Here is a 24,444-nt window from a genome sequence, read left to right on the forward strand (position 1 = left end):
GAAATCAGCAAGCATCTTCGGCAAGCAAGTCGCACATTGTAGAGGGGAACGCTGGCGAATTAAACCGCAAATTGTTAGGTGAAAAGGGTTATCGCTCCTATACTGACCAACTCTCTTATAAATCTTATTAATAAGCACTCAGTGCTAGAGAAAGATGCATGACACAGGAACAACAACAACGTACGCGCCAGGGAGTTTTGCTTGCCGTCGGCGCCTACACCATGTGGGGGATCGCCCCTATATATTTCAAATCTTTAAGTGACGTATCCCCGTTAGAGATCCTTAGCCACCGTGTAGTATGGTCCTTTTTCCTACTCGCTTTCTTACTGCACATTGGCCGCAGCTGGCGTAAAGTCCGCGACACCCTGACCTCGAAACCAAAAATGCTCTATTTGGTGGCGACGTCTATTTTGGTGGGCGCTAACTGGCTTATTTTTATTTGGGCGGTGAATTCCAATCACATGCTTGATGCCAGCTTGGGGTATTACATCAACCCACTGATTAACGTGTTGCTCGGGATGCTCTTCCTCGGCGAACGCTTACGTAAGCTGCAATGGTTTGCAGTGGCTCTTGCTGCGATTGGCGTATTAATCCAATTAATTGCCTTCGGTTCAGTGCCGATCGTCGCCATTGCCCTAGCCTTTAGCTTCGGTTTTTATGGCTTACTGCGTAAAAAGGTGAGCTTAGAAGCGCAAACCGGTTTGTTCATTGAGACTCTGGTTATGTTACCTCTCGCAGCAACGTACCTACTGTTTATTGCTGATAGCCCAACCTCGGACTTCTCAATGAACCCGATGCAACTCAATCTATTACTGGTTGCTGCTGGTGTTATTACCACCATTCCACTGCTGTGCTTTACTGGCGCTGCAACACGCTTGAAGCTATCGACCCTCGGCTTCTTCCAGTACATTGGACCAAGCTTAATGTTCTTGTTAGCGGTGCTGATTTATGGCGAAGCGTTTACCAGTGACAAAGCGATTACCTTCGCCTTTATTTGGGGAGCGTTGGTGATATTCAGCTTTGACGGTCTGCGTAACAACAGAAAGAACAAACGCGCTAAGCAGTAACACTGATCGTTTTTTACAAGACAATCCCTTAATACGAAGATAAGCTTGGTTGAATTGATGACTATTTGACCAAGCTTTTTTGTACCATGGATAAAGTCCACTATTACTCTACCCCAACAGAAGATATCAGCCTGATCCAAGCTCAATACCAAGAGTTTGCTTTCCAGCGCCACTATCATTTGGACTTTCACATTGGTTTAATTACCCAAGGACAACAGAAATTCGTCTATAAAGGGACGAGCCATAATGTTGGTGCTGGCCAAATTGTTATCATGCCACCCGATGAGCTGCATGATGGGCACTCCAAACTCGATTCGGGTTATCAAGTCAGTGTGTTTGCAGTTTCTCCCCAATGGTTTCAAGATCTTGCCGATCCCAAGAAGAATGGTCACACATTAGGCTTTTCTGAGTTGATCCTCTCCGATCAAGCTGCATTTTCACAATTACGCAACTTACACGGCCTATTAATCCATCAAAACATCAGCCAGCTCGCTCAAGATTGTTTACCTTTCGAAGGGTTCTCGACGATTGTCGATCGTTATGCGAAATTTGGATCGAAGAGTGACATCAAACTGGGTAATCAATCGATTGATACGCTAAAAGACTACTTGATGGCGAACTTGGATCAACCAGTGCGATTAGAACAATTGTCTGAGTTGTGTGGTTTAACCACGACTCAATTCCAACGCCATTTTAAAAACAGAATGGGCATTACGCCTTATGCATGGCTGAGCCGTTTACGTATGGAACAGAGCATGCGTCTGATTAAGTCTGGGATATGTGGTACCAAGGTCGCGCACCAAGTAGGCTTCTATGACCAAGCACACTTCTCTAAGGCTTTCAAAACCACGTTCGGTGTACCACCCTCACAAATCAACTAAGTGTTGATAATTTACAATTGCTCGATTTCAAATCACGGTAAGCTACGCTCAATACGATTACTTATTTAAAAATAGCGGCAACGTTATTGAGAACTGACGATGAACGAAGTCACCATACTGATCACCCTAGCCTCTATCCACTTCATCGCTTTGATGAGCCCCGGCCCTGATTTTGCGTTAGTCGTGCAAAATGCGACGCGTCACGGACGCCAGACAGGCTTGTACATTGCGCTTGGTTTATCTTGCGGGATCTTGCTGCACTCATTACTGAGCCTGACGGGAATCAGTTACCTAGTCCACCAACAACCCACATTATTTGCCATTATCCAACTAGCCGGCGGTAGCTACTTACTGTACTTAGGTTACGGAGCACTTAAAGCAACCTGGCAAATCATTCAGAACCACGATGATGATGCCGATACCGTCAATTCCAACGATCTGATTCTGACCAATAAGCGTCAGGCATTTTCGAAAGGGTTTGCGACCAATATTCTCAACCCAAAGGCTTTGGTGTTCTTTATCAGCTTGATGTCGAGCCTAGTGCCTGCCGACATGTCTCTGTCAGGTAAAGGCTTTGCGCTTATCATCCTATTTGGTCTGTCTCTGTTTTGGTTCTCACTACTGGCGTGGATGCTTTCGACTAAGGCATTGCAAAAGAAACTCAGCGAAGCAACGGTATACATCGATGGCTTATGTGGCGTGGTATTCAGCCTTATTGGCGTGAGTATTCTTTGGCAGTCGCTATCCGGTTTAATCGCTTAAATTCGAATCAAGATTACAATTCGTTAACAACACTCTGGCTATCTCATCTTTCCACTGCCAATCTAGCTCTGCATATTAAAAGGAGAAGATCATGCAGTGGAAAACAAAACTAACAACCCTCGCCACTTCTACCCTACTTTTTGCCTCTCACGTCAGTTGGGCAAATCAAGCTGCCGATTCCGTCGCACCCGAACAAAGTAGTGGTTTAGGAACCAAACAGCTCGTTAAAGCCAACGATTGGATGGTCACCGCGGCCAACCCTCTTGCCACACAAGCCGGTGCTGATGTACTTGCTCGTGGTGGTAACGCGATTGACGCCATGGTAGCGGTACAGCTTATGCTTGGCTTAGTAGAACCTCAGTCATCAGGTATTGGTGGCGGCGCGTTCCTTGTTTATTTTGATGGCAAGGACAAGCAACTCAAAACCTACGATGGCCGTGAAACCGCGCCGCTTGATGCCACACCACGTCTATTCCAAGACGAAAACGGCCAACCGCTTAAATTCTATGATGCCGTGGTTGGCGGTCGTTCTGTTGGCACGCCAGGCACGGTGCAATTACTGTGGGACACTCACCAGAAGTACGGCAAGCTCGAATGGGCATCACTGATTAAGCCTATTGCTCAACTGGCTGAAGAAGGTTTTACTATTAGTCCACGTTTAGCCACCTTGATTGAGAATGACCAACAGCGACTAAGCCGCTTTGCCACTACTAAAGCCTACTTCTTCAATGCCGATGGCAGCCCGAAAGCCGCTGGCACGCAACTTAAGAACCCAGAGTACGCGGCAACGTTAAACGCTATTTCTAAGAACGGTGCTAAGGCCTTTTACCAAGGTGAGATCTCTGCCGACATCATTAACACAGTACAAACAGCGAAAGGTAACCCGGGCGTATTAGCACAGAAAGACTTCGACGCTTATTCGATTAAGCAGCGCGAGCCGGTTTGTTCTGCTTATGAAAGCTACCAAGTGTGCGGAATGGGTCCACCAAGTTCAGGTGCATTAACGGTTGGGCAGATCTTAGCGATGACCGAGCAGTTTGATCTTAAATCATGGGGACCAAACGATGCGAAGTCTTGGCAGGTGTTAGCAGACGCTTCTCGCCTAGCCTTTGCAGACCGTGGTATGTACATGGCGGATCAAGATTATGTGCCAATGCCTACCCAAGGGTTAGTGAATACTGACTATTTGCAGGAACGCGCTCAGTTAATTACCGCAGGTAAGGCATTGGCAAGCGCACCTTCAGGCACACCGCCGTGGGATCACGTGATGCAGAGAAGCCAAGATGTTTCTATTGAATTGCCGTCCACCAGCCACTTCAATATTGTCGATAGCGATGGCAATGTCGTTTCGATGACCACCACCATTGAGAATGCCTTTGGCTCACGCTTGATGGTTAGAGGTTTCCTACTCAACAACGAACTGACGGATTTCTCATTCAAGACCCATAACGATGGTAAGCCTATCGCCAACCGACTTGAACCGGGTAAGCGTCCGCGCTCTTCAATGGCACCGACCATCATCATGCAAGACGATAAACCTTACATGGCAATTGGCTCTCCGGGAGGCAGCCGTATCATAGGTTATGTGGCACAAGCGATCATTGCTCATACCCAATGGGACATGGATATTCAGCAAGCCATCAATCAACCACACTTCCTAAACCGCTTCGGTACCTTAGATTTAGAAAAAGGAACATCAGCGGAAAACTTCAAACCTGAGCTAGAAAAGATGGGATTTGAGGTCAACGTTCGCGATCTTAACTCTGGTTTACACGCGATTCGCATCACAAAAGATGGTTTAGAAGGCGCTGCAGACCCTCGTCGTGAAGGTGCAGCCATTGGTCAGTAGGGAATAATCCTCCCTTTTTACTCGCTGCCTTGTGCGAGATCTCTCACAAGGTAGTGAGTAAATATCGATATTTGATGACGAAATTAGTCACCTAGATATCGTAACCAATTGAAATAAAACGATACGTACATTTATCATTCAAATAATTATATAGAAATTCGCTTATGCACCATTGCTGATAAATAAGGAATCGGTAATATGAATGGTGTCGGAAGGATGCTGACACGGAACAGGAAACGCCAAGGACTTGGTTATCTTCAGGATGAAGATTCGATTACTCAGGATGAATAATCGGCATGGATAGCGAAATGGACATTGAATGGACGCAATAGTAACTAGGATGGTTACTACTAAGGAAAGACAATGGACACCTCTGGACGAGGAAAGGACTGAACATCAGGATGATGTAAAGGACACCGCTCAAGGAACAAGTGACGCGCGCTAACGAGGATTGTTGGCAGATCAGGATAAGATCAAGGACACCGCTAGGAAGGCGACGAAAGGAATACGCTGAAGGATAACAGCACACTATCATGGATTTGATGCATGGAGCACACTTAGTAGCCGGATTGCTGCGAGTAAGACTATAGACCCCGATGAGCGCAAGCTCTCGGGGTTTTTCTTTATCTGTCGTTTCACTTATTCCTCTCTCAAACAAATAAATCAAAGACCTTTAATTACAATTCTGACATTTAAAGCATTCACTTCTTAACCACTTCCGAGTAACGTAAGTCTTACTAGGCTCAACTAGTTTCATAACCATAATTAAACTAAGGACAAATTCATGTCACACGTTACCTTCAAAGGCGCTGCTGTACCACTAACAGGCACATTCCCACAAACTGGCGAACAAGCACCAAGCTTTGCACTGACTGCAGGCGACCTTTCTGAACTGACTCTTGCTTCTCTTGAAGGCAAGAAAGTGGTTCTAAACATCTTCCCAAGCATCGACACAGCAACTTGTGCAACGAGCGTACGTACGTTCAACGCAAAAGCAGCAGAACTTGAGAACACGGTTGTTGTTTGTATTTCTGCTGACCTACCGTTTGCTGCGGGTCGCTTCTGCGAACTTGAAGGCATTGAAGGCGTTCAACACGCTTCAACTTTCCGTTCTCCTGCGTTTGCATCAGATTACGGCGTGGCGATTGCTGAAGGCCCACTAGCAAGCCTAACAACACGTGCAGTTGTCGTTGTTGATGAAAAAGGTGTGGTGACACACAGCGAGTTGGTTGCAGAGATCACTGAAGAGCCAAACTACGAAGCGGCACTTGCAGCACTGTAAGTCTCACTTTGAGGCAACAATGTCTTCAGCTCGTATTAACCTAATTTAGGTCGGTATCGAGCAATAAAAAAAGAGCAGCCATTGGCTGCTCTTTCTGTTTTTAATAATGAACGATTTTTAGATACCGAAGTAGCAGATTAAAGCTGCTCTAATCGAGCATAAGCCGTTACTAACCACTTGATTCCCTCACCGTTAAACGCGACTTGAACTCGGCTCTGCGGGCCACTTCCCTCGAAGTTGATGATAGTGCCTTCACCAAACTTAGGGTGCTTAACGCGAGAACCCAAACTAAAACCTGTTTCGTTAAAGTTCTCTTTCACGGCGGCTTGGCTAAAGCGGCCACTGCTTGCAGGACGGCTCACTTGCGCTTTCATACGAACCTCATCCAGACAGGTTTCTGGTAGTTCACGAATAAAGCGTGATGGTTTGTGGTACTTGTCCTGACCGTACAAACGACGCATCTCAGCGTAAGTGATGTAAAGCTTCTCCATCGCACGCGTCATGCCTACGTAACACAGGCGACGCTCTTCTTCTAAGCGCCCTGCTTCTTCTGCAGACATCTGGCTTGGGAACATACCCTCTTCCACACCCACCATGAAGACCATCGGGAACTCTAGGCCTTTAGCGCTGTGCAGAGTCATTAACTGAACCGCATCATCAAACTCATCAGCTTGGCCTTCGCCCGCTTCCAAAGCCGCATGAGTTAAGAATGCTGTTAGCATGCTCATTTCATCCGCTTCTTCTGGTTTTTCAAACTGACGCGTTGCCGTTACTAATTCTTCCAAGTTCTCAATACGTGCCTTCGACTTCTCGCCCTTCTCTTGCTCGTACATCGCAAACAAGCCCGACGATTTGATCACGTGGTCGGTTTGCTCATGAAGCCTCAGTTCTATCGTGTCATCTTCAAGCGCATTGATAAGCTCGATAAAGCGGCTCAATGCACCCGCAGCACGGCCTGGGAGCACTTGCTCTTCTATCAGAGCAATACTGGCTTGCCACATGGTTGCACCACGGTCACGCGCCGCAAGGCGAATCGTTTCTAACGTTTTATCGCCCAAGCCACGAGTCGGCGTATTGACGACACGTTCGAATGCCGCATCATTGCTGCGGTTACTCATTAAGCGCAGGTAGCTCAAGGCATCTCTGATTTCTTGACGCTCGAAGAATCGCATGCCGCCATAGATTCGGTAAGGTAGACCACCTTGAATCAAAGCTTCTTCAAGAACACGCGATTGGGCGTTATTACGATACAGCATCGCGGTATCTTCTAGCGCACCGCCTTTCTCTTGCCACTCTTTGATTTTGCTGACTGTGAAACGCGCTTCATCTAACTCGTTATAAGCCGAGTAAACTGAGATTGGCTCGCCATCGTTGCCATCGGTCCACAGCTCTTTACCCATACGCTCAGTGTTGTTCGAGATAAGCTCGTTCGATGCCTGCAGAATGGTTTTGGTTGAACGGTAGTTTTGTTCGAGTCGAACCGTTGAAGCTCCTGGGAATTCATCCAAGAACTTCTGAATATTTTCGATCTTCGCGCCACGCCAGCCATAGATAGATTGGTCATCATCACCCACGATCATCACGCGACAATCCGGGCCCGCCATCATACGTAACCAAGCGTATTGGATGTTGTTGGTATCTTGAAACTCGTCGACAAGAATGTGCTTGAAGCGAGCTTGGTAGTGCTCTCGGATGTGCTTCTTATCGCGTAATAGTTCATGCGATCTCAACAAGATTTCCGCAAAGTCGACCAAGCCAGCACGATCACATGCTTCTTGGTAAGCAGAGTAAATTTTTAACCACGTTTGAGTTATTGGATCATGGTAGGCGTCGATGTGATTTGGGCGTAATCCCTCGTCTTTCTTGCCATTGATCCACCAAGAAGCTTGCTTAGCAGGCCACTGCTTTTCATCAAGGTTTTGCGCCTTGATTAAACGACGTAGCAAACGAATCTGATCATCTGAATCAATGATCTGGAAATCTTCTGGCAGTTTTGCATCTAGGTAGTGAGCACGAAGGATGCGGTGACAAATACCGTGGAAGGTACCGTTCCACATGCCTGACGAGCTACCCATCATCAACTCTTCAATACGACCACGCATCTCTGCTGCCGCTTTGTTGGTGAAGGTAACCGACATGATAGAGAACGGCGATGCTTGCTCTACACTTTGCAGCCAAGCGATGCGATGCACCAACACTCGCGTTTTACCACTGCCAGCACCTGCCAGAATAAGTAGGTTTTCTAAAGGTGCTGCGACCGCCTCACGTTGTTTATCGTTTAGGCCATCGAGTAAAAGCGAAGGATCTATCATTGGATATGCTCACTACTGGGTATTTATACATAAAAGCTGATTATAACCTAAACACTAGGCTGCGTTTAGGATAATAAGAAGAAAAAACAATCAAAAAATAACATCATATAATCAGCAACTTAATAGCTAACACATCATTAATATTGATATTTTTTATAATGCAGTGAAATTATTTCCGAGTTCTTCCTATCCTTTTTAGTAAGCAAGTTAACAACTTATTAACCTGTGATATAAAAATACTATTAAGTCCTAGAGGGAATGACTATGAAAAATTCTAATCTTGCTGTTACAGCTGCAATCACAAGTGTACTAGCGTTCGGCGGTGCAGTTCTTACATCAGCACCTGCGGAAGCAGCAGCAAAAGAGAAATGCTACGGCGTTGCAAAAGCTGGCCAAAATGATTGTGCAACCAAAACAAGTTCATGTGCGGGTACAGCCAAAGAAGACAACCAATCCGATGCATTCGTGGTCGTTCCTAAAGGACTGTGTGGCAAATTATCAGGTGGTAACACTCAATCATCATAATTGAGCTGCTTAGTATGGTGAGCTGACATTCAGCTCACCTCCACTTTCCATTAGGAGAATCGTTGTGACTCAAACTCTTCATCCCAACGCAGGGGTTGGCCTTAGAACACCGCACTTGGACTTCTTTAGCCAAAACCCAACTTTAGTGAGTTGGTTAGAGGTGCACAGCGAGAACTACTTTTTAGCGAAATCACCGCAACGTCAACAACTGAGAGAGATTCGTCACGCACACAACATAAGTTGTCACGGCGTTGGATTGTCGCTAGGTTCTGTTGAGCGCATCAATCAACATCATCTGATGCAGTTAAAAGACCTGATTGATGATATCGAGCCCTTCTTGGTTTCTGATCATCTCAGCTGGAGTCAGACCGGCGGTCACTACTTCAATGACTTGTTACCGCTGCCTTATACCGAAGAGGCGTTAGAAGTCTTCTGCCGCAATGTCATCGAGGTTCAAGACGGCCTGCAACGCCCTATGCTGATTGAAAATCCATCGAGCTACCTTGCCTTCAAACATTCAACCATCCCAGAGTGGGAATTTTTAGCCGAGGTACAAAAGCGTACCGAGTGTCGCCTCTTACTCGATTTCAATAATATTTTTGTCTCATCTTTTAATCACGGTTTCAGCTGTGAAGAGTATCTCAATGGAATACCAGCAGACAAAGTGGAAGAGATTCACTTGGCAGGTTTTACCAAAAAGAAACTCGAACAAGGTGAGATCTGGATAGACACCCACAGCAAGCCTGTCTGTGACGAAGTGTGGCAACTCTACACGCAATGGATAGAACAACATGGTTCGCGCCATACCTTGATAGAGTGGGATTTAGATATCCCAGAGCCACAAATTTTATTGGCTGAAGCGGCCAAAGCCAGTGATATTTTGTATCAACACGACAAGTTCAACCAAAGGAGTCGCGCAACATGAGCCACTCTTTAGCTAATGTGCAATCGGAGTTTGCTAACGCCCTACGCTATCAAAACAGTGGTGAGCACTGCGACATAGTGAGCGACCACTTTACCGATGAACAGCGCATCCAGATCTACCGAAATAACTTTGTGATTAGCTTGAGTGAAGTACTGGCTGCTACGTATCCACTGACTGAAATGTTGGTTGGTGAAGAGTGCTTCCAACAAATGGCTCGTCTACATGTCTTAAGTTATCCATCAACCTCTGGTGACGTCAGTGGTTACGGTAAACACTTTGAACAAACTATCCAAGCCTTTCCTGCTGTTATCGAGGCTGCACCTTATCTCGCTGAAGTAGCTTTGTATGAATGGCAAAAAGATAGCTTGGTGAGATGCGTTTCAGAATCACATGTCGACCAACGTCTTCTTTCTCGTTTAGCTGATGTACCGCAAGAACAACGAGGCGCTTTAGTCTTTCATCTCAAAGATTCAATAACGCTAATTAATTCTAGCTATACGATTATCGCGCTTGAGCAGGCTATCTATCAGCAACAACTCGATGGGTTAGACATCAACCAACCTGAGTTTGGGGTGTTAATCCGAGCGGAAAACTCACAGATTGAGAGCCATCGTTTGACGCAAGAAAGCCACCAACTATTAACCGAATTGCAATCGGGTCAAACGCTCTCAGCGATAGACCCTTTACTACTACAACATCTGAATACTGTCATGACACTGAACGTCATCTCAGGCTTTTCAATCAATGCCGAATTGGAGACATAATATGGATAACAACACAGTCACGAACATGATGGCTCAATACGACAGTTTGATTGAGAAATCACAGGCACTTTTTGTTCCCGTACTACTTCTGTTTTGTCGCCTATGGGTGGCGTGGGTCTTCTTTAATTCAGGACTCACCAAAATAGCCACTTGGGATAGCACCCTTTACTTGTTTGAATTGGAATACCAAGTGCCTCTTTTGCCTTGGGAATTGGCCGCTTACATGGGTACCGCAGCTGAATTGATTCTGCCGGTATTCTTAGCGCTTGGCTTGTTAACCCGACCAATGGCTGCAGTGCTGTTCGTTTTCAATATCATGGCCGTCGTGTCATACCCTGTATTGTGGGCACAAGGCTTCTATGATCATCAGCTTTGGGGATTAATGATTCTTATCGTCGTGGTATGGGGAGCAGGACCATTTTCACTTGATAGAATCTTAAAAGCGCAATTCAAAAGCTAAACCTCTTTTCCATGGTCTCTAAATTTACATAGGTCCAAAACGCAAAAAACCACTCAATTGAGTGGTTTCTTTTTATCTGGAATAAACTACTTGTTTAGAAAAGCTTGTAGCTCTTCAGCAGAGATACCTTGCTCGGCTAGCTCTTTTGCTAGTAGCTGAACTTGTTCACCTTTACGAGATTCAACCACGCGTTGAAATTGGTAAATGATATCTCGCAAAGTATCAATTGGAACTTGTTTTGCCGCACTGCGAATACGCTCTTCACTTTGGTTTCCTAGCTCTTTAAGCAATTTACCAAACATGACCTTTTCAGGTGCATCTTCCATTTGTTCTAAGATGCGCGCCATTTCGTAGGTTGTTAATGACATTACAGTATTTTCCGTTGGGGACTAACGTTTCAATGAGTGACAAATATACCATGTTTTAACGTTTCGCAAACCGCCATTTGTATATTTTGTCACCCTTGAGACTTATGCCTTAGCAAACGTCGTGTGCCACGACTTACCCGCTTTGCTCGCAAGCACTAACAATGCAGGAACAATAAGGAACATTTGCAGCGCAATCATCACTTGAGACGTTAAATCAAGACGTTGCATCGTACCAACAAGCAGTCCAGAACCGCTCATTTGGAACAAGCCAAGCAACGCAGCTGCGGTACCCGCACGGTCACCAAAAGGTTCAAGTGCCTTACCGGCTGCGGCACCAAGAATCCAAGCGAAGCCAACTGAAGATAGGAAAATCGGCAGCATGAATGCGATCGCGCTAGCATGCTCAGCAAGCACCAACATAACCACACCCGCTAAGCCAAGCGTTGAAATACCGACAACCAATGCTTTGTAAGTACCAAAACGGTCCATGAACTTCGGTGCCGTGAATGCAGCCGTGATGTTGATAACCGCGTTGATACCAAACCAGAAGGTAAATTCGTTCATCGTCAAACCTAGGTTTTCCATCAACACAACAGGTGCAGAGGTAACGTAAGCAAGAATGACCGCCATCGCCATCAAGCATAAGGTTGCATGGAAGATAAATGATGGTGTTTTCAATACCGACCAGTAACGCTCAAGTTTGAACACCGCGACCTTTTCTGTCGCTGGGTTAGACTCTTTCATTTGGAAAAACAAAATGGTGCCAACCACAACAGCGAACACAGCCATAAAGCTAAAGTTCGAGCGCCAGCCAAACTGTTGAGTTAACCAAGCACCCAGAATCGGTGCTAGTGCAGGAATAAAGCAAATTGCACCATTGAGGTAACTGATCATGCGGCCACTTTTTTCCGGGCCAAATAGATCGCGAACCGTCGCAAAGGCTGCTACAGAAGTCGCACAAGCTCCTAAGCCTTGTAGCAGCCGAGCTATTAGCATCATATCAATCGATTGAGCTGCCCACGCCAAGCAAGCACTCAATGCATAGATACTAACACCTCCCAATGCAACGGTTCGACGTCCTAACTTATCAGCCAAAGGGCCTGCAAATAATTGCCCGACACCCATGGCGAATAAAAACCAAGTAATCGTATCTTGTGCTAGTGCGTGTTCCACGTGAAACGCTGTTGAAATTTGTGGCAGAGCTGGAAGATAAATATCTATAGCCAGAGGGCTAAATAGAACCAGCATTGCCAATAAAGCAACCTGCAGTTTACTAGGGGTTGGAAGCGCGTTAGAAGGCACAAGATTCTCCGAATGAGTTAATTTAGGTGCATAATAACCAACTAAAGATATGAACAAAAATGGCATATACTCATTAGCATTATTCCAAATAGGAAACTCACATGAATATCGAGAAACTATCACGCCTCGACCTCAATCTATTGGTTTGCTTGCAGGTGCTGATGGAAGAGCTGAGTGTCACTCGCACCGCACATCGATTATGCTTGAGCCAATCGGCTGTGAGTAAGTCGCTAGCCAAGCTTCGTGAACAATTTAATGACCCCCTTTTCACACGAAGTGCTCATGGCCTACGACCAACACCGAAAGCTGTTTTCCTTAAGCCTCGGTTAGAAACGTTGATCAACCAACTTGATGTTCTCACTCAACCTGAGACATTCATTCCCAACAATAGCGACCACAGCTTTCACATTGCTGCCGTTGAGAGTGTTTACCCGCTGATTCTTCCTCACTTCTTACCGGCGATATTTCGACAAGCACCTAAGGTTAATATCAACACCCATGCGTGGACCGAACAAACCTTTAAGAAGCTACAGCTTGGTGAGTTAGATATCGGACTCACAGGCAAAGACATCGACATCAACGACGCGCGCTTAACCATGCTGCCGCCAGACGACATCTGCGAACAAGAGATCTACCGTGATGCACAGATGTGTGTATTAAGGCGTAACCACCCTGCTCTAAGTGGTAAATGGGATTTGGGAACCTACCTTGCGCAGCGTCATGTACAAGTAAGATGTGATGGGAACGATCGATGGCTGCTCGACTACAAACTAGCTGATCTTGGTCATCAGCGAGATATCGCTATTTCTGTTCCAGACTTCAATAGCGCCGCAAGCCTATGTACCTACACCGACTTTGTGTTTACTGCACCAAGCCACTTTACTTACCTCGTCGCCAAGCAACTCGACTTAGTGGTTGTCCCTTTACCGATGGAATTCCCACCGATGGCATACACTCTGTTTTGGCACCGTGACAGAGAAAATGACCCAGCGTTAACTTGGCTACGAGATATCATCAAAGAAAAAACTCTGCACCTTAGATAAAAATGGCGTACAGCGTTTGCAGCAAACGAACAAAAGCGCTAGCTTATTGACCTAATAAGTCCCCTCGCATGTATATCGACTGTGAGTGTTAACAAGGACCCTAACAATAAGGATAAACACAGATGCACAATATCACTGCTGAACGCGTTGCTGCGGTTCGAGCTTGGCTTGAAACAAACAACCTAGATGCCGTTATCATTCCACATGAAGACGAATATCTAGGTGAATACGTTCCTGCTCATAACGAGCGACTTCACTGGTTAACAGGTTTCACTGGCTCTGCAGGTGCCGCTGTTATCACTCGTGAAACTGCTGCTATTTTTGTTGATGGTCGCTACACCGTTCAGGTTCGCAAGCAAGTACCAGCAGAGTTATTTGAGTATCGCCACCTTATTGAAGAACCGGCTTTAGATTGGATCATCAATTCATTGCTACAAGGCAGTAAGGTTGCATTCGACCCACGCATGCACACCGCCGCGTGGTTGAAAGGCGCACAAGCAAAACTAGCAGAGAAAGTTGAGCTAACAACGCTCTCTTCCAATCCAATTGATGAGCTTTGGTCTGATCGCCCTGAACCTGTCGTGTCTGATGTTCGCCTAATGGCAACAGACGCAGTTGGCCAATCAAGCGAGAGCAAACGCGCAGAGATTGCTGGCCTACTAAAAGCCAAAAGTGCAGATGCCGCAATCCTTACTGAACTAGACTCTATTTGCTGGTTACTCAACATTCGTGGTTTGGACGTATCTCGCCTACCTGTTGTGTTATCCAACGCGATCATTCACGCAGATGAAAGCGTAGATTTCTTCCTAGACCCTGCTCGTATTCCTACTGGCTTTGAAGCACACGTTGGCAATGGTATTCGTGTATCTCACCCATCAGAGCTAGAAGCACGCCTTCAATCTTTGGAAGGCAAAAATGTATCTGTCGATTCAGGTACTAGTAATGCTTGGTACACGCTGGTGCTACAAAACGCTGGCGCTCACATCATTGAAGCAGCAGACCCATGTCTAATGCCAAAAGCCGCTAAAAACGAAACTGAAATTGCGGGTATGAAGGCGTGTCACATTCGTGATGGTGTTGCGATGGCGAAATTCCTATCTTGGATTGATGCAGAAGTCGCGCAAGGTAACCTACACAACGAAGCTGTGCTAGCAGACAAAGTACAATCATTCCGCGAGCAAGACCCAACGCTGATGGACCTAAGTTTTGACACGATTTCAGCAGCAGGCGGTAACGCAGCAATGTGTCACTACAACCACGAGAACCAACCTGAACCAGGTCAGTTAGAGATGAATACTCTGTACCTAGTCGATTCAGGCGGCCAGTATCTAGATGGTACAACCGATATCACTCGTACTATCGCGATTGGCCAACCAAGCGACGAAATGATTCAACAGTTCACTCTCGCACTTAAAGGTCACATCGGCATTGCACGTGCACGTTTCCCACAAGGTACTCGTGGTTTCCAACTGGATATCCTAGCGCGTCAGCACTTATGGGCAGAAGGCTTCGACTACGACCACGGTACTGGTCACGGTGTTGGTCACTTCCTAAGTGTTCATGAAGGACCGCAAAGCATCTCTAAGAAGCTGATCGATGTACCTCTAGTTGAAGGTATGGTGTTATCGAACGAGCCGGGTTACTACCGTGCTGATGAATTTGGTATCCGCATCGAAAACCTAGAGCTCGTGGTTGAACTGCCAACTCAAGGTGACTTCGCAGTATTGACGTTTGAATCGCTAACTCGTTGTCCTATCGATAAGCGCAACATCAATGTTGATTTGCTAACACGACCTGAACTGGCGTGGCTGAACGACTACCATCAGAAAGTATGGAACGATGTTAGCCCATTAGTTGAAGGTGATACGCTGGAATGGCTACGCCAATCAACAACACCACTTGCTCACGCTTAATGCCTTGCTCGACAGATAACTGAACCAAAACGAGCTTGCTAGGTTAATAAGTTAAATAGCAAATAGAAAAACGGCTACCCAAAGGTAGCCGTTTTTATTTGCCTGTATCATTACATCGATGTTTCACGTGGAACATCAACCAAACATTGATTAACCAGAATAGGCACTGTGCCAATCACGCCACACTGGGTCGAAACCACGCTGACGAATCATCGACTCAACATCAGCAGCACTTCTCTCGTCACTGATCTCAAACTGCTCGAGTTCTTCCTCACCCGAAGCATAACCACCGGGTTGGGTTTTTGACGCTGCCGACATACTAGTGATACCCAAAGGCAACACGTTATCGCGGAAAGTTGCCGATTCACGGGTCGAAAGGGATAACTCGACCTCAGGATTCAAGAGTCGATATGCGCAGATAAGCTGAACCAGCTGTTTATCGTTCATGATTGATTTAGGCTGTAATCCACCACCAGAGTCTCCACCCTCACACGGACGAAGACGTGGGAATGAAATTGAGTAACGTGTTTGCCAATAAGTACGCTCTAAGTAATCTAAGTGAGCAGCAACAAAAAAGCAGTCGGTTCGCCAATCTTCCAAACCAATCAAGGCACCAATACCTATCTTATCGATCCCCGCTTTTGCCAAGCGATCTGGGGTTTCAAGACGGTATTCAAAATCCATTTTATTGCCACGTAGATGATGCTCAGCGTAAGTTCTTGGCTGATAAGTCTCTTGGTAAACCATAACAGCATCTAGGCCGAGAGTTTTAAGCTCTGCGTAATCATGTTGATCAAGCGGCTGCACTTCCATCGCTAGGTAGTTGAATTGCTTTTTGATATTCGGCAACACCTGTCGAAAGTAATTCATCCCGACCTTAGTTTCATGTTCACCGGTGACTAACAAAACGCTATCGAACTTCATCTTTTTGATAGCCGCACTTTCGGCATCAATTTCATCCAAAGTAAGCGTGCGACGTTTGATACGGTTCTCCATTGAGAAGCCACAATACGTGCACGCATTCGCACATAGGTTCGAGAGGTACAAAGGAATGTAAAGCGACATCGTATTGCCAAATCGCTTACGAGTTAGCGCCAACGACTGTTGTGCCATCTGCTCTAAGTAAGGTTCTGCCGCCGGAGAGATCAGAGCCTTAAAGTCTTCTAAGTCACGTTTGGGTTTACTCAGAGCACGTTCAACATCCGCTGCCGTTTTACTGAAGATAGACATACCAATGTCATCCCAGTTGAGCTGTTTAAATCGATCAACAAACGTCATAGGTACACTACTCGTCTAGAAATGAAGTTAACGGGCTCGAAGCAACCGCGTGAGATACTTTTCCTGCAAGCCCAGCAACGTAAGCCATACGCCCCGCTTCAACTGCCAGCTTAAAAGCAATCGCCATATCAACGGGTTGTTGAGAAGCCGCAATCGCCGTATTCACTAACACAGCGTCTGCGCCCATTTCCATTGCACGAGCAGCATGCGATGGCGCGCCTATGCCTGCATCCACAATCACAGGGACATTCGCTTGGTCGATAATGATCTCTAAGAAGTCTGCCGAAGCGATACCTTTGTTTGAACCAATAGGCGCACCTAACGGCATAACCGCAGCGCAACCCACCTCTTCCAAGCGCTTACACAAAACTGGATCGGCATGGCAGTAAGGCAACACAACAAAACCATCTTTAACCAGTTGCTCAGCGGCTTTAAGCGTCTCAATTGGGTCTGGCATCAAGTACTTTGGATCTGGATGAATTTCCAGTTTAAGCCAGTTTGTACCTAGCGCTTCACGAGCCAAATGCGCAGCAAAGACGGCATCTTTTGCATTCTTCGCCCCAGAGGTATTCGGTAGCAAGTTTACGCCAGCATCAATGATTGGTTGTAAAATGTCGTCTTGCTCAGAGCGAATATCGACTCTCTTCAACGCCATGGTTGCCAGTTGCGAACCTGAAGCTTCAATAGCACTCGCCATCAAATGCTTGTTTGCGAACTTGCCGGTTCCAGTGAAGAGTCGTGATTGAAACGTTTTATCAGCGATAGTTAACATGGTTAGCCTCCTGCAATGGCTTGGAAAAGAGAAATAGCATCGCCTTCATTGACGACAGTTTGTTGCCACTGGCTGCGCGGGACAACCGCATTATTGATTGCAAATACGCAACCCAGGTCAGGGAGTGATAGAGCCTGGATAATGTCCGCTAGAGACGACAAGTGCGCGACCTGTTCTGGCTGCTCGTTTATAGAGATCGTTATATGACTCATTGGATTTCTTCTTCTAAATGCTTAACTGCAGACGCACTGCACACGGAACATTCACTATCTTGAGTGACCATTAAGTTTTGCCAGTTCATCGTTTGGCCATCGAACAGTTTGAGCTGGTGTGTTGCTACCTGAAACTCACCACAAGTTAAACGTTGAATAGCAGCCAAAGCTTGAAGGTTACCTATGGTGCCAACAACTGGGCCTATGATGCCGCTATCACTACAACGAGTCGTTTGTGGATGATGACTGAACGGGAACAAACAGTGATAGCACCCTTTCTGATTCTGATAATCAAATACAATAAACTGGCCTTTCCAACCGATTGCAGATCCAGAAATCAAAGGTGTATTGCTGCCGAAACACGCTTGGTTAACCTGCTGGCGTGACGCAAAGTTGTCAGTACAATCCAACACCACATCAGCGAGCATCACTTCAAGTTCAAGTTGACTGTCACTCATTCGCTGATTGATGGTTCTAACTTGACTGCGACTATTGAGTTCAGTCAGTTGTTGCTTCATAGCTTCGACTTTAGGCGAACCTAACTGACTTTCTTTGAACGCGACCTGTCGTTGCAGGTTAGACGAATCCACACAATCATCATCAACCAACACGATCTTTCCGACACCAGAAGCCGCAAGATAAAGAGCGGCAGCATTACCTAAGCCACCACAACCAATCACTAGCACATGGCTGTTTAATAGGTTTCGTTGCCCTTGCTCACCGACTTCAGGTAACGCAATTTGTCGTTGATAACGAATAAACTCAAAATCACTCAGCATAGCTAGGCTCCTGCATAATCTCTTCCTTAAAAATTGGAGATTTAGGTGCCATCAGTTTTTCGAAAAATTCGATCACCTTTTTGGGGTCTTCCGCTAATGTAATCGCACGAACAACCGCCAAACTCGACACCCCACACTCCCACACCTGCTCAGCTGTCGATTGGTCAATACCGCCAATAGCAACCGTTGGATAACCAGTGAGTTGTTCTGTGTATGGGATAGTATCAATCAGCTGTTGATACAGAGATAAACGAACCAATCCCTGAGGCTTTGATGGCATCTGTTTAGTTGTTGTTGGGAAGATGTGGCCTAGCGCAATATAGCTTGGGTTAATCTGAACAATGCGTAGCAACTCGTAATAGCCATGAGTCGATAACCCAATCTTTATACCCGCAAAGCTCAACTGTGAGAGGTTTGATTCTTCAATATCCTCTTGCCCTAAATGAACACCAAAAGCGTCATGCTTGAGTGCAAGCTGCCAGTAATCATTGATAAAAACTTGAGCGTTATACTCACGACCAAGATCGATAGATCGTGCGACTTGTTGTTCTAAGTCCGCTTGCTGCGGGTTTTTAATGCGTAGTTGGACAGTGTTGATTCCAAGCTTGAGCAATCTTTCGATCCACTCAACATCATCAACTACTGGGTATAAACCGAGGCTACTCTTACTCAACTCAGGAAAAGAAAGTGATGTCCCTTGGTTAGCCCAACCTACGCTTATGTCCAATCGTTGATCTTCAAGAGCTGGAATTGGAAAGTTTTGGTAATGTGCTGGCCATGTTCCACGTGAAACATTGGACGCTGCGCGAGCTAAAACTAGTGCGTCTTCTAATGGGAATTCCAGCGCCAACAAAGTAAGTAACCAATCAAAGTGGTCGCGATAATCTAACTCCTGATGAGCTGTAGTGTCACTCTTGATAGCGCGGCTAGCATCCAGGTGTGACCAAATATCCAGTACAGCTGAATCATCTGAGACACCGATATAGATGGTATCCGGAGTTTCTGTAAAGGCATCACAAACGTCAGTTAGCGCGACTGAATTACTGTAATCAACAACATGGTTCAGTTCCGCTAACTTACACTCTGCCAATGAATCAACATCATGAGCGAAGCCAATAGATAACGCCTGCTGAGAATCAACGATAGAGAAGTATGGAGTTGGGCTTACACCCAACTCAACCGCATCAGTTGCTAAGCCTTGTCGCTTAGCAACCAATAGACAGTTCTGCACCTCTCCCGTTAACTCAATATTTTGAGATGGGATGAGAATCTTCACTGTCATTATTCCTCTAGTTGAGCTTCTTTTGCGCCGACTGCAGGGTGGTAAAGTTCAGAACCAGTATCACGGAACTCTTGTGATTTTTGGCGCATCCCTTCCAACGGGTTATCTAGCATCTTAATCTCGATAGCCTGATCCGCGGCTACTTGTTCTGTATCTTTCGCATACTCTCTGACTTCCTGAGAGATCTTCATCGAGCAGAATTTAGGTCCACACATTGAGCAGAAGTGAGCAACCTTACCGGATTCTTGTGGCAGGGTTTCATCATGGAAAGAACGTGCTGTTTCAGGGTCTAAAGCTAGATTGAATTGGTCTTCCCAACGGAATTCAAAACGTGCCTTTGATAACGCATTATCTCTAATTTGTGCGCCCGGGTGCCCTTTCGCAAGGTCAGCAGCGTGTGCAGCAAGCTTGTAAGTAATCAAGCCAGTCTTCACATCTTCTTTGTTTGGTAAGCCTAGATGCTCTTTAGGGGTTACATAACACAGCATCGCACAACCGTACCAACCAATCATGGCGGCACCAATACCTGAGGTAATGTGGTCATAACCAGGGGCAATATCTGTCGTCAATGGACCTAAAGTATAGAAAGGCGCTTCATGACAGTGTTCTAACTGCTCATCCATGTTCTCTTTAATAAGATGCATAGGTACATGTCCAGGACCTTCAATGATCACCTGAACGTCGTACTCCCAAGCAACTTTAGTTAACTCACCTAGGGTACGTAACTCCGAGAACTGAGCCTCATCATTGGCATCTGCAATTGAGCCCGGACGTAAGCCGTCACCTAATGACAGTGCAACATCGTACTTCGCACAGATCTCACAGATCTCTCGGAAGTGGGTATAAAGGAAACTTTCTTGGTGATGAGCAAGACACCATTTCGCGATAATAGAACCACCACGAGAAACAATACCGGTCACACGTTTAGCCGTCATCGGAACGTAGCGAAGCAACAAACCAGCATGGATAGTGAAGTAATCAACACCCTGCTCTGCTTGTTCAATCAAGGTATCACGCATCACTTCCCAGTTAAGGTCTTCGGCTACGCCATTCACTTTTTCAAGCGCTTGATACATAGGAACTGTACCAATCGGCACTGGACTGTTACGCAGAATCCACTCGCGAGTCTCGTGGATATTACGGCCAGTTGAGAGGTCCATTACGGTATCGCCCCCCCAACGAGTTGACCAAACTAGCTTCTCAACTTCTTCTTCAATCGAAGAGCTTACTGAAGAGTTACCGATATTAGCGTTCACCTTCACTAAGAAGTTACGACCAATAATCATCGGTTCTGATTCTGGGTGGTTGATGTTTGAAGGGATAATAGCTCGGCCTTCAGCGACTTCTTTACGCACGAACTCAGGGGTGATCTCTTTCGGCAGGTTTGCGCCAAAGTTATGGCCAGGGTGTTGGTGGTTCAGCTGCTCATCAGCGAATTTCTGACGTCCCATGTTCTCACGTATGGCAATGTACTCCATCTCAGGCGTGATAATACCCTGACGAGCATAATGCAATTGGGTAACACATTGTTTGTCTGTAGCACGGCGAATTCTAGGCAGGTTGCCGTAGCGAAGGTCGTCTAGAGTTTCATCTTCTAAACGTTCTTTGGTGTAAACAGAGCTTACGTCGTCTAACAGTTCCGTATCACCACGCTCTTCAATCCATTGCTCTCGCAACTTAGGAAGACCGCTATACAGATCTATTTGATGTGTAGGGTCTGTGTAAACACCTGAGGTATCGTAAACTTGAATGGGTACATTAGGTTCGAATACAGGCTCTTTCTTTGTACCACCAACAAGGCTATCAGCGAGTGATATTTCTCGGACAGGGACTTGAATGTCCTCTCGAGACCCTTGGATGTAAGCTTTTTTTGAGTTTGGATAGGGTTGTACGGATAAAGAATCAATGAAATTCTTCGCTTCCAGTCTTGCTTGTTTACGAGTCGACATAGCATTTTTCCTTGGCTTTTAGCCATTATTTATAGGGATAAAAATGCTTGACGGATTAGATGCTACAAGAGGGATCACGGTAAGAAATACAGTTGTGATCTGGAGATAGATCTCTAGAAGGATTCTAGTTAGATATCTACTCTTGTTCCCTTCGCAGGTATTAGCCTGATCAGGTTCAACGGATCCCGAGTTAACGGTCTCAGCCATATGGCACTCCGACAAGTTCGATCGAGTATATAAAAACGGCTTGGATAAACCAAGCCGAGTTGTTAACAAATCGTAAGAAAGTTTTAAGACTTTATCAAAAGTTGGAAGCCGATCCATGCGGCTGAAATACTGAGTACCACGTTGAGTAGCACATTGAGTCCCATCTTAAAGAAAGCTCCCTGCTGCATAAGAAGTACGTTATCCATAGAAAACGTAGAAAATGTAGTCAGTGCTCCTAGGAAACCAAGACCGATGATCTGTCTCCATGGTTCTGTCGCAACCATTTCATTCTCAAACGCAGCGATGAGCAATCCCATAATTAAAGAACCAATTACGTTAACAGTCAGCGTACCATAAGGAAAACCACGCCCTAGCATTACCACACATAACTCTGAAATCAAATAACGCGAACAAGCACCAAATGCGCCACCAATGGCAATAAAACCTAAAATAGATAACTGACCCATGAATCCTCCCAAACAATAATCCCTATATTCTAGCTTTAACGCCGATAAAAGCGAGGGTAGAAACTAAGAATGCATGCGCAAATATTAAACGTTACAGGTGTCACTTAACTTCAATATACCCCATTAAACCCGTTTTCATGTGTTCTATAACATGACAGTGATACATCCAGCGGCCAGGGTTGTCTGCAACAAATGCAGCTTTAGCTCGGCCATTCTTTCCAAGTAACACTGTATCGGTATGGAAAGGCTCTTCAACTTTCTTCCCATCAAGTTCCAATACAGTGAATGTATGACCGTGAATATGGATCGGGTGATGGTATTGGGTGACGTTCTTTAGATCGAATATGTAAGTCTTACCTAACTCTAAAGTCGTCAACGGCTCAGGAATATTGTCTTTGCTCATTCCTTCCCATGCTCTTTTATTAGTAAGCCAAAACTTAGGCATCGATTTCCCATCTTTAGAAACTGGTGATACCGCACCTTCCCACTCGAACACAAAATCGATCTCTTCAGCATTAGCAAGATCTAGATTAGGTACCGGGTTAAGAGGTAACAATGGCAATAAACGCCCTTCAGTAAGGGGGGAATCTACTACCTCGAACTCACATAAAGAGAAAGGAAAGCGGCCCTTCATTTGAAGTACATTAACTCGCTCGCCTACTTTGGGCGCTATCAGTCCAATATCCACGCGCATCCCTGGGCCGATTTTATGTTGAGTCAGTTTATATGGCGTCTTTACAGGATTACCATCAATGGCAATCACCCATGCCTCAGGCCCTTCGACAGCAATAGGATAAGTGATCGTATTATCGACATTCGCGATACGCAGTCGAGTCGTTGCGTGCTGCTTTAATTGGTATACAGGTTCATGAACACCATTGACGCTACTCCACTCTCCTGGAGTACCCATACGAGCACTTAGTCGTGGAATCATTAAGTCTTTCCATTGACCCTGTTTATCGATGTGCCAATGCTTAAGCATTAGTGCATGCTCTTCATCAAACTGCACTGGAATATTCTCTTCTACGATAATAAGACCAACTAAGCCCATACCAAGCTGCTTGACACTATTCATATGTGGGTGATACCAAAATGTGCCAGCATCTGGCGGCGTAAACTCATAAATGAATGTTTCACCTGGCATGATCGGTGGCTGACTTAAGAAGGGGACCCCATCCATTTCGATAGGAATTCTTAAACCATGCCAATGAATAGTCGTCGGCTCTGATAGCTTATTCGTAAAGCGGATCGTGACCTTTTCACCCTGTCGACATCGAATTGTCGGAGCAGGGATCTGCCCATTAAAGGCTAAAACATTGGTATTAAATCCCGTCACCAACTCAGCTGTTGAAGGTTCTGCAGTTAAGTCATAAACATACTTTCCTTGCTCATCAACTGACCGGTTAATTGAGCAAGCGGGTAGAACAGTGAGTGCTGATATAGCGAGAGATGATTGAATAAACTTACGACGGGAGATATCCATATTTGTTGCCTTTTAGTAATAACGACCAAAATGTAACAAAATATTGAGAATAATTCTCATAAAGAAGTGGGGATTGTGCTGTTGATTATTTATAAAAGAGGCTGGGATAAGTAAGCACTTACACTTTTAAGGCTAGGTTTTATTAAAAGCAGGAATTATCGACTAAAAATCGAACAAAAATAAAGTAAAAAAACAGAACTTCTGCTGGGGCATTGATATGGCAGGGTGGAGGTTTCTACTCCCAACACACGCTATTTTGGTTAGTCGGAGAATCCGCTGCTTTGCTAATGGCGTATATTAGATTCAGAAAGCAAAAAGGCTCTAGCATTTCTGCTAGAGCCTTAAATATGGCAGGGGTGGAGAGATTCGAACTCCCAACACGCGGATTTGGAATCCGCTGCTCTGCCAATTGGAGCTACACCCCTAAAACTTTTTATTACTTCAGATTCGAAAAAACCTCGCACTAGGCGAGGTTATCGAATAAGTGGCGGAGTGGACGGGACTCGAACCCGCGACCCCCGGCGTGACAGGCCGGTATTCTAACCAACTGAACTACCACTCC

At 45.7% G+C, this 24,444-nt stretch carries 22 protein-coding genes, 2 tRNA genes and 1 riboswitch; of the genes, 11 read left to right on the forward strand and 13 right to left on the reverse strand.

Translation table 11 applies throughout. The features are described 5' to 3' along the window. Positions 1 to 158 precede the first annotated feature (158 nt). The 5 genes from rarD (at position 159) to tpx (ending at position 5,841) form a co-directional block, all read left to right on the forward strand. Entirely contained in the window at positions 159 to 1,067 is a 909-nt protein-coding gene (gene rarD, locus H5300_RS14295) for an EamA family transporter RarD (protein ID WP_102463421.1), read from the forward strand. 86 nt (positions 1,068 to 1,153) lie between these two features. Next, positions 1,154 to 1,948: an AraC family transcriptional regulator gene (locus tag H5300_RS14300; RefSeq protein ID WP_182796240.1), complete on the forward strand. Its 795-nt coding sequence runs from the start codon at positions 1,154 to 1,156 to the stop codon at positions 1,946 to 1,948. A gap of 99 nt (positions 1,949 to 2,047) precedes the next feature. Continuing rightward, the gene (locus H5300_RS14305; protein WP_004736644.1) at positions 2,048 to 2,710 is read left to right on the forward strand and encodes a LysE family translocator; all 663 of its coding nucleotides are present in this window, start codon (positions 2,048 to 2,050) and stop codon (positions 2,708 to 2,710) included. Positions 2,711 to 2,801: 91 nt separating this feature from the next. Beyond that, positions 2,802 to 4,559, forward strand: coding sequence for a gamma-glutamyltransferase (gene ggt, locus H5300_RS14310; RefSeq protein ID WP_182796241.1), 1,758 nt, complete (start codon positions 2,802 to 2,804; stop codon positions 4,557 to 4,559). A 784-nt stretch (positions 4,560 to 5,343) separates the two neighbouring features. Beyond that, positions 5,344 to 5,841 carry a thiol peroxidase gene (tpx, locus tag H5300_RS14315; protein WP_004736648.1) on the forward strand — a complete coding sequence of 166 codons (498 nt, stop codon included), beginning with the start codon at positions 5,344 to 5,346 and terminating at the stop codon, positions 5,839 to 5,841. 137 nt (positions 5,842 to 5,978) lie between these two features. Here tpx and uvrD read toward each other — a convergent pair whose 3' ends face one another. Then, positions 5,979 to 8,153, reverse strand: coding sequence for a DNA helicase II (uvrD, locus tag H5300_RS14320; RefSeq protein WP_182796242.1), 2,175 nt, complete (start codon positions 8,151 to 8,153; stop codon positions 5,979 to 5,981). A 264-nt stretch (positions 8,154 to 8,417) separates the two neighbouring features. Here uvrD and H5300_RS14325 point away from each other — a divergent pair, with 264 nt between their 5' ends. The 4 genes from H5300_RS14325 to H5300_RS14340 all read left to right on the forward strand — a co-directional run bounded on the left by H5300_RS14325 (position 8,418) and on the right by H5300_RS14340 (position 10,827). Further along, complete coding sequence (locus H5300_RS14325) at positions 8,418 to 8,678, forward strand: DUF2282 domain-containing protein (RefSeq protein ID WP_004736650.1); 261 nt, start codon at positions 8,418 to 8,420, stop codon at positions 8,676 to 8,678. A 64-nt stretch (positions 8,679 to 8,742) separates the two neighbouring features. Further along, positions 8,743 to 9,603 (forward strand): DUF692 domain-containing protein, encoded by an 861-nt coding sequence (locus tag H5300_RS14330; RefSeq protein WP_054543145.1) that lies wholly within the window; start codon positions 8,743 to 8,745, stop codon positions 9,601 to 9,603. Continuing rightward, a complete protein-coding gene (locus tag H5300_RS14335) occupies positions 9,600 to 10,367 on the forward strand; it encodes a DNA-binding domain-containing protein (protein ID WP_182796243.1) in 768 nt (255 codons plus the stop codon). Before H5300_RS14330 ends, H5300_RS14335 begins: the two co-directional genes overlap by 4 nt. A 1-nt stretch (position 10,368) precedes the next feature. Next, positions 10,369 to 10,827 (forward strand): DoxX family protein, encoded by a 459-nt coding sequence (locus tag H5300_RS14340; RefSeq protein ID WP_017085662.1) that lies wholly within the window; start codon positions 10,369 to 10,371, stop codon positions 10,825 to 10,827. 86 nt (positions 10,828 to 10,913) lie between these two features. Here H5300_RS14340 and H5300_RS14345 read toward each other — a convergent pair whose 3' ends face one another. Beyond that, positions 10,914 to 11,195 (reverse strand): hypothetical protein, encoded by a 282-nt coding sequence (locus H5300_RS14345; RefSeq protein WP_004736654.1) that lies wholly within the window; start codon positions 11,193 to 11,195, stop codon positions 10,914 to 10,916. Between the two features lie 102 nt (positions 11,196 to 11,297). Next, positions 11,298 to 12,497, reverse strand: coding sequence for a multidrug effflux MFS transporter (locus tag H5300_RS14350; RefSeq protein WP_029222012.1), 1,200 nt, complete (start codon positions 12,495 to 12,497; stop codon positions 11,298 to 11,300). A 101-nt stretch (positions 12,498 to 12,598) separates the two neighbouring features. On the opposite strand from H5300_RS14350, the gene H5300_RS14355 reads away from it, so the two are divergent. Both H5300_RS14355 and H5300_RS14360 read left to right on the forward strand, forming a co-directional pair. After that, the gene (locus H5300_RS14355; RefSeq protein ID WP_004736656.1) at positions 12,599 to 13,540 is read left to right on the forward strand and encodes a LysR substrate-binding domain-containing protein; all 942 of its coding nucleotides are present in this window, start codon (positions 12,599 to 12,601) and stop codon (positions 13,538 to 13,540) included. A 122-nt stretch (positions 13,541 to 13,662) separates the two neighbouring features. Further along, positions 13,663 to 15,453: an aminopeptidase P family protein gene (locus tag H5300_RS14360; protein WP_182796244.1), complete on the forward strand. Its 1,791-nt coding sequence runs from the start codon at positions 13,663 to 13,665 to the stop codon at positions 15,451 to 15,453. Between the two features lie 150 nt (positions 15,454 to 15,603). Here H5300_RS14360 and thiH read toward each other — a convergent pair whose 3' ends face one another. From thiH to H5300_RS14410, 10 genes are all read right to left on the reverse strand, one after another. Further along, the gene (gene thiH, locus H5300_RS14365; protein WP_004736658.1) at positions 15,604 to 16,731 is read right to left on the reverse strand and encodes a 2-iminoacetate synthase ThiH; all 1,128 of its coding nucleotides are present in this window, start codon (positions 16,729 to 16,731) and stop codon (positions 15,604 to 15,606) included. Positions 16,732 to 16,738: 7 nt separating this feature from the next. After that, positions 16,739 to 17,503, reverse strand: a complete 765-nt coding sequence (locus H5300_RS14370; RefSeq protein ID WP_182796245.1) for a thiazole synthase — start codon at positions 17,501 to 17,503, stop codon at positions 16,739 to 16,741. Between the two features lie 2 nt (positions 17,504 to 17,505). Further along, a complete protein-coding gene (gene thiS, locus H5300_RS14375) occupies positions 17,506 to 17,715 on the reverse strand; it encodes a sulfur carrier protein ThiS (RefSeq protein ID WP_017085664.1) in 210 nt (69 codons plus the stop codon). Next, the gene (locus tag H5300_RS14380) at positions 17,712 to 18,494 is read right to left on the reverse strand and encodes a HesA/MoeB/ThiF family protein (protein ID WP_017085665.1); all 783 of its coding nucleotides are present in this window, start codon (positions 18,492 to 18,494) and stop codon (positions 17,712 to 17,714) included. Before H5300_RS14380 ends, thiS begins: the two co-directional genes overlap by 4 nt. Then, positions 18,484 to 19,776 (reverse strand): thiamine phosphate synthase, encoded by a 1,293-nt coding sequence (locus H5300_RS14385; protein ID WP_182796246.1) that lies wholly within the window; start codon positions 19,774 to 19,776, stop codon positions 18,484 to 18,486. Before H5300_RS14385 ends, H5300_RS14380 begins: the two co-directional genes overlap by 11 nt. Next, on the reverse strand, positions 19,776 to 21,725 hold the full coding sequence (gene thiC, locus H5300_RS14390) for a phosphomethylpyrimidine synthase ThiC (protein ID WP_182796247.1): 1,950 nt from the start codon (positions 21,723 to 21,725) through the stop codon (positions 19,776 to 19,778). Before thiC ends, H5300_RS14385 begins: the two co-directional genes overlap by 1 nt. 129 nt (positions 21,726 to 21,854) lie before the next feature. Continuing rightward, a riboswitch (TPP riboswitch) is annotated at positions 21,855 to 21,953 on the reverse strand. 62 nt (positions 21,954 to 22,015) lie between these two features. After that, positions 22,016 to 22,399, reverse strand: a complete 384-nt coding sequence (gene crcB / locus H5300_RS14395) for a fluoride efflux transporter CrcB (RefSeq protein WP_004736665.1) — start codon at positions 22,397 to 22,399, stop codon at positions 22,016 to 22,018. A 100-nt stretch (positions 22,400 to 22,499) separates the two neighbouring features. Next, positions 22,500 to 23,882, reverse strand: a complete 1,383-nt coding sequence (locus tag H5300_RS14400; protein WP_182796248.1) for a multicopper oxidase family protein — start codon at positions 23,880 to 23,882, stop codon at positions 22,500 to 22,502. A 348-nt stretch (positions 23,883 to 24,230) separates the two neighbouring features. Then, positions 24,231 to 24,307, reverse strand: a tRNA-Trp gene (locus H5300_RS14405). Between the two features lie 60 nt (positions 24,308 to 24,367). Beyond that, positions 24,368 to 24,444, reverse strand: a tRNA-Asp gene (locus H5300_RS14410).

Source organism: Vibrio sp. SG41-7, assembly GCF_014164465.1.
Lineage (GTDB): Bacteria > Pseudomonadota > Gammaproteobacteria > Enterobacterales > Vibrionaceae > Vibrio > Vibrio splendidus.

What these genes read in the sequence shown, in the direction of transcription:
- H5300_RS14345 (WP_004736654.1), bottom strand. Translation starts at nt 11,195, where the DNA reads ATGTCATTAACAACCTACGAAATGGCGCGCATCTTAGAACAAATGGAA.
- H5300_RS14305 (WP_004736644.1), top strand. Translation starts at nt 2,048, where the DNA reads ATGAACGAAGTCACCATACTGATCACCCTAGCCTCTATCCACTTCATC.
- H5300_RS14380 (WP_017085665.1), bottom strand. Translation starts at nt 18,494, where the DNA reads ATGCTGAGTGATTTTGAGTTTATTCGTTATCAACGACAAATTGCGTTA.
- H5300_RS14400 (WP_182796248.1), bottom strand. Translation starts at nt 23,882, where the DNA reads ATGGATATCTCCCGTCGTAAGTTTATTCAATCATCTCTCGCTATATCA.
- H5300_RS14360 (WP_182796244.1), top strand. Translation starts at nt 13,663, where the DNA reads ATGCACAATATCACTGCTGAACGCGTTGCTGCGGTTCGAGCTTGGCTT.
- H5300_RS14385 (WP_182796246.1), bottom strand. Translation starts at nt 19,776, where the DNA reads ATGACAGTGAAGATTCTCATCCCATCTCAAAATATTGAGTTAACGGGA.
- ggt (WP_182796241.1), top strand. Translation starts at nt 2,802, where the DNA reads ATGCAGTGGAAAACAAAACTAACAACCCTCGCCACTTCTACCCTACTT.
- crcB (WP_004736665.1), bottom strand. Translation starts at nt 22,399, where the DNA reads ATGGGTCAGTTATCTATTTTAGGTTTTATTGCCATTGGTGGCGCATTT.
- H5300_RS14355 (WP_004736656.1), top strand. Translation starts at nt 12,599, where the DNA reads ATGAATATCGAGAAACTATCACGCCTCGACCTCAATCTATTGGTTTGC.
- uvrD (WP_182796242.1), bottom strand. Translation starts at nt 8,153, where the DNA reads ATGATAGATCCTTCGCTTTTACTCGATGGCCTAAACGATAAACAACGT.
- H5300_RS14325 (WP_004736650.1), top strand. Translation starts at nt 8,418, where the DNA reads ATGAAAAATTCTAATCTTGCTGTTACAGCTGCAATCACAAGTGTACTA.
- tpx (WP_004736648.1), top strand. Translation starts at nt 5,344, where the DNA reads ATGTCACACGTTACCTTCAAAGGCGCTGCTGTACCACTAACAGGCACA.
- H5300_RS14335 (WP_182796243.1), top strand. Translation starts at nt 9,600, where the DNA reads ATGAGCCACTCTTTAGCTAATGTGCAATCGGAGTTTGCTAACGCCCTA.
- H5300_RS14340 (WP_017085662.1), top strand. Translation starts at nt 10,369, where the DNA reads ATGGATAACAACACAGTCACGAACATGATGGCTCAATACGACAGTTTG.
- thiC (WP_182796247.1), bottom strand. Translation starts at nt 21,725, where the DNA reads ATGTCGACTCGTAAACAAGCAAGACTGGAAGCGAAGAATTTCATTGAT.
- rarD (WP_102463421.1), top strand. Translation starts at nt 159, where the DNA reads ATGACACAGGAACAACAACAACGTACGCGCCAGGGAGTTTTGCTTGCC.
- H5300_RS14370 (WP_182796245.1), bottom strand. Translation starts at nt 17,503, where the DNA reads ATGTTAACTATCGCTGATAAAACGTTTCAATCACGACTCTTCACTGGA.
- thiH (WP_004736658.1), bottom strand. Translation starts at nt 16,731, where the DNA reads ATGACGTTTGTTGATCGATTTAAACAGCTCAACTGGGATGACATTGGT.
- H5300_RS14300 (WP_182796240.1), top strand. Translation starts at nt 1,154, where the DNA reads ATGGATAAAGTCCACTATTACTCTACCCCAACAGAAGATATCAGCCTG.
- thiS (WP_017085664.1), bottom strand. Translation starts at nt 17,715, where the DNA reads ATGAGTCATATAACGATCTCTATAAACGAGCAGCCAGAACAGGTCGCG.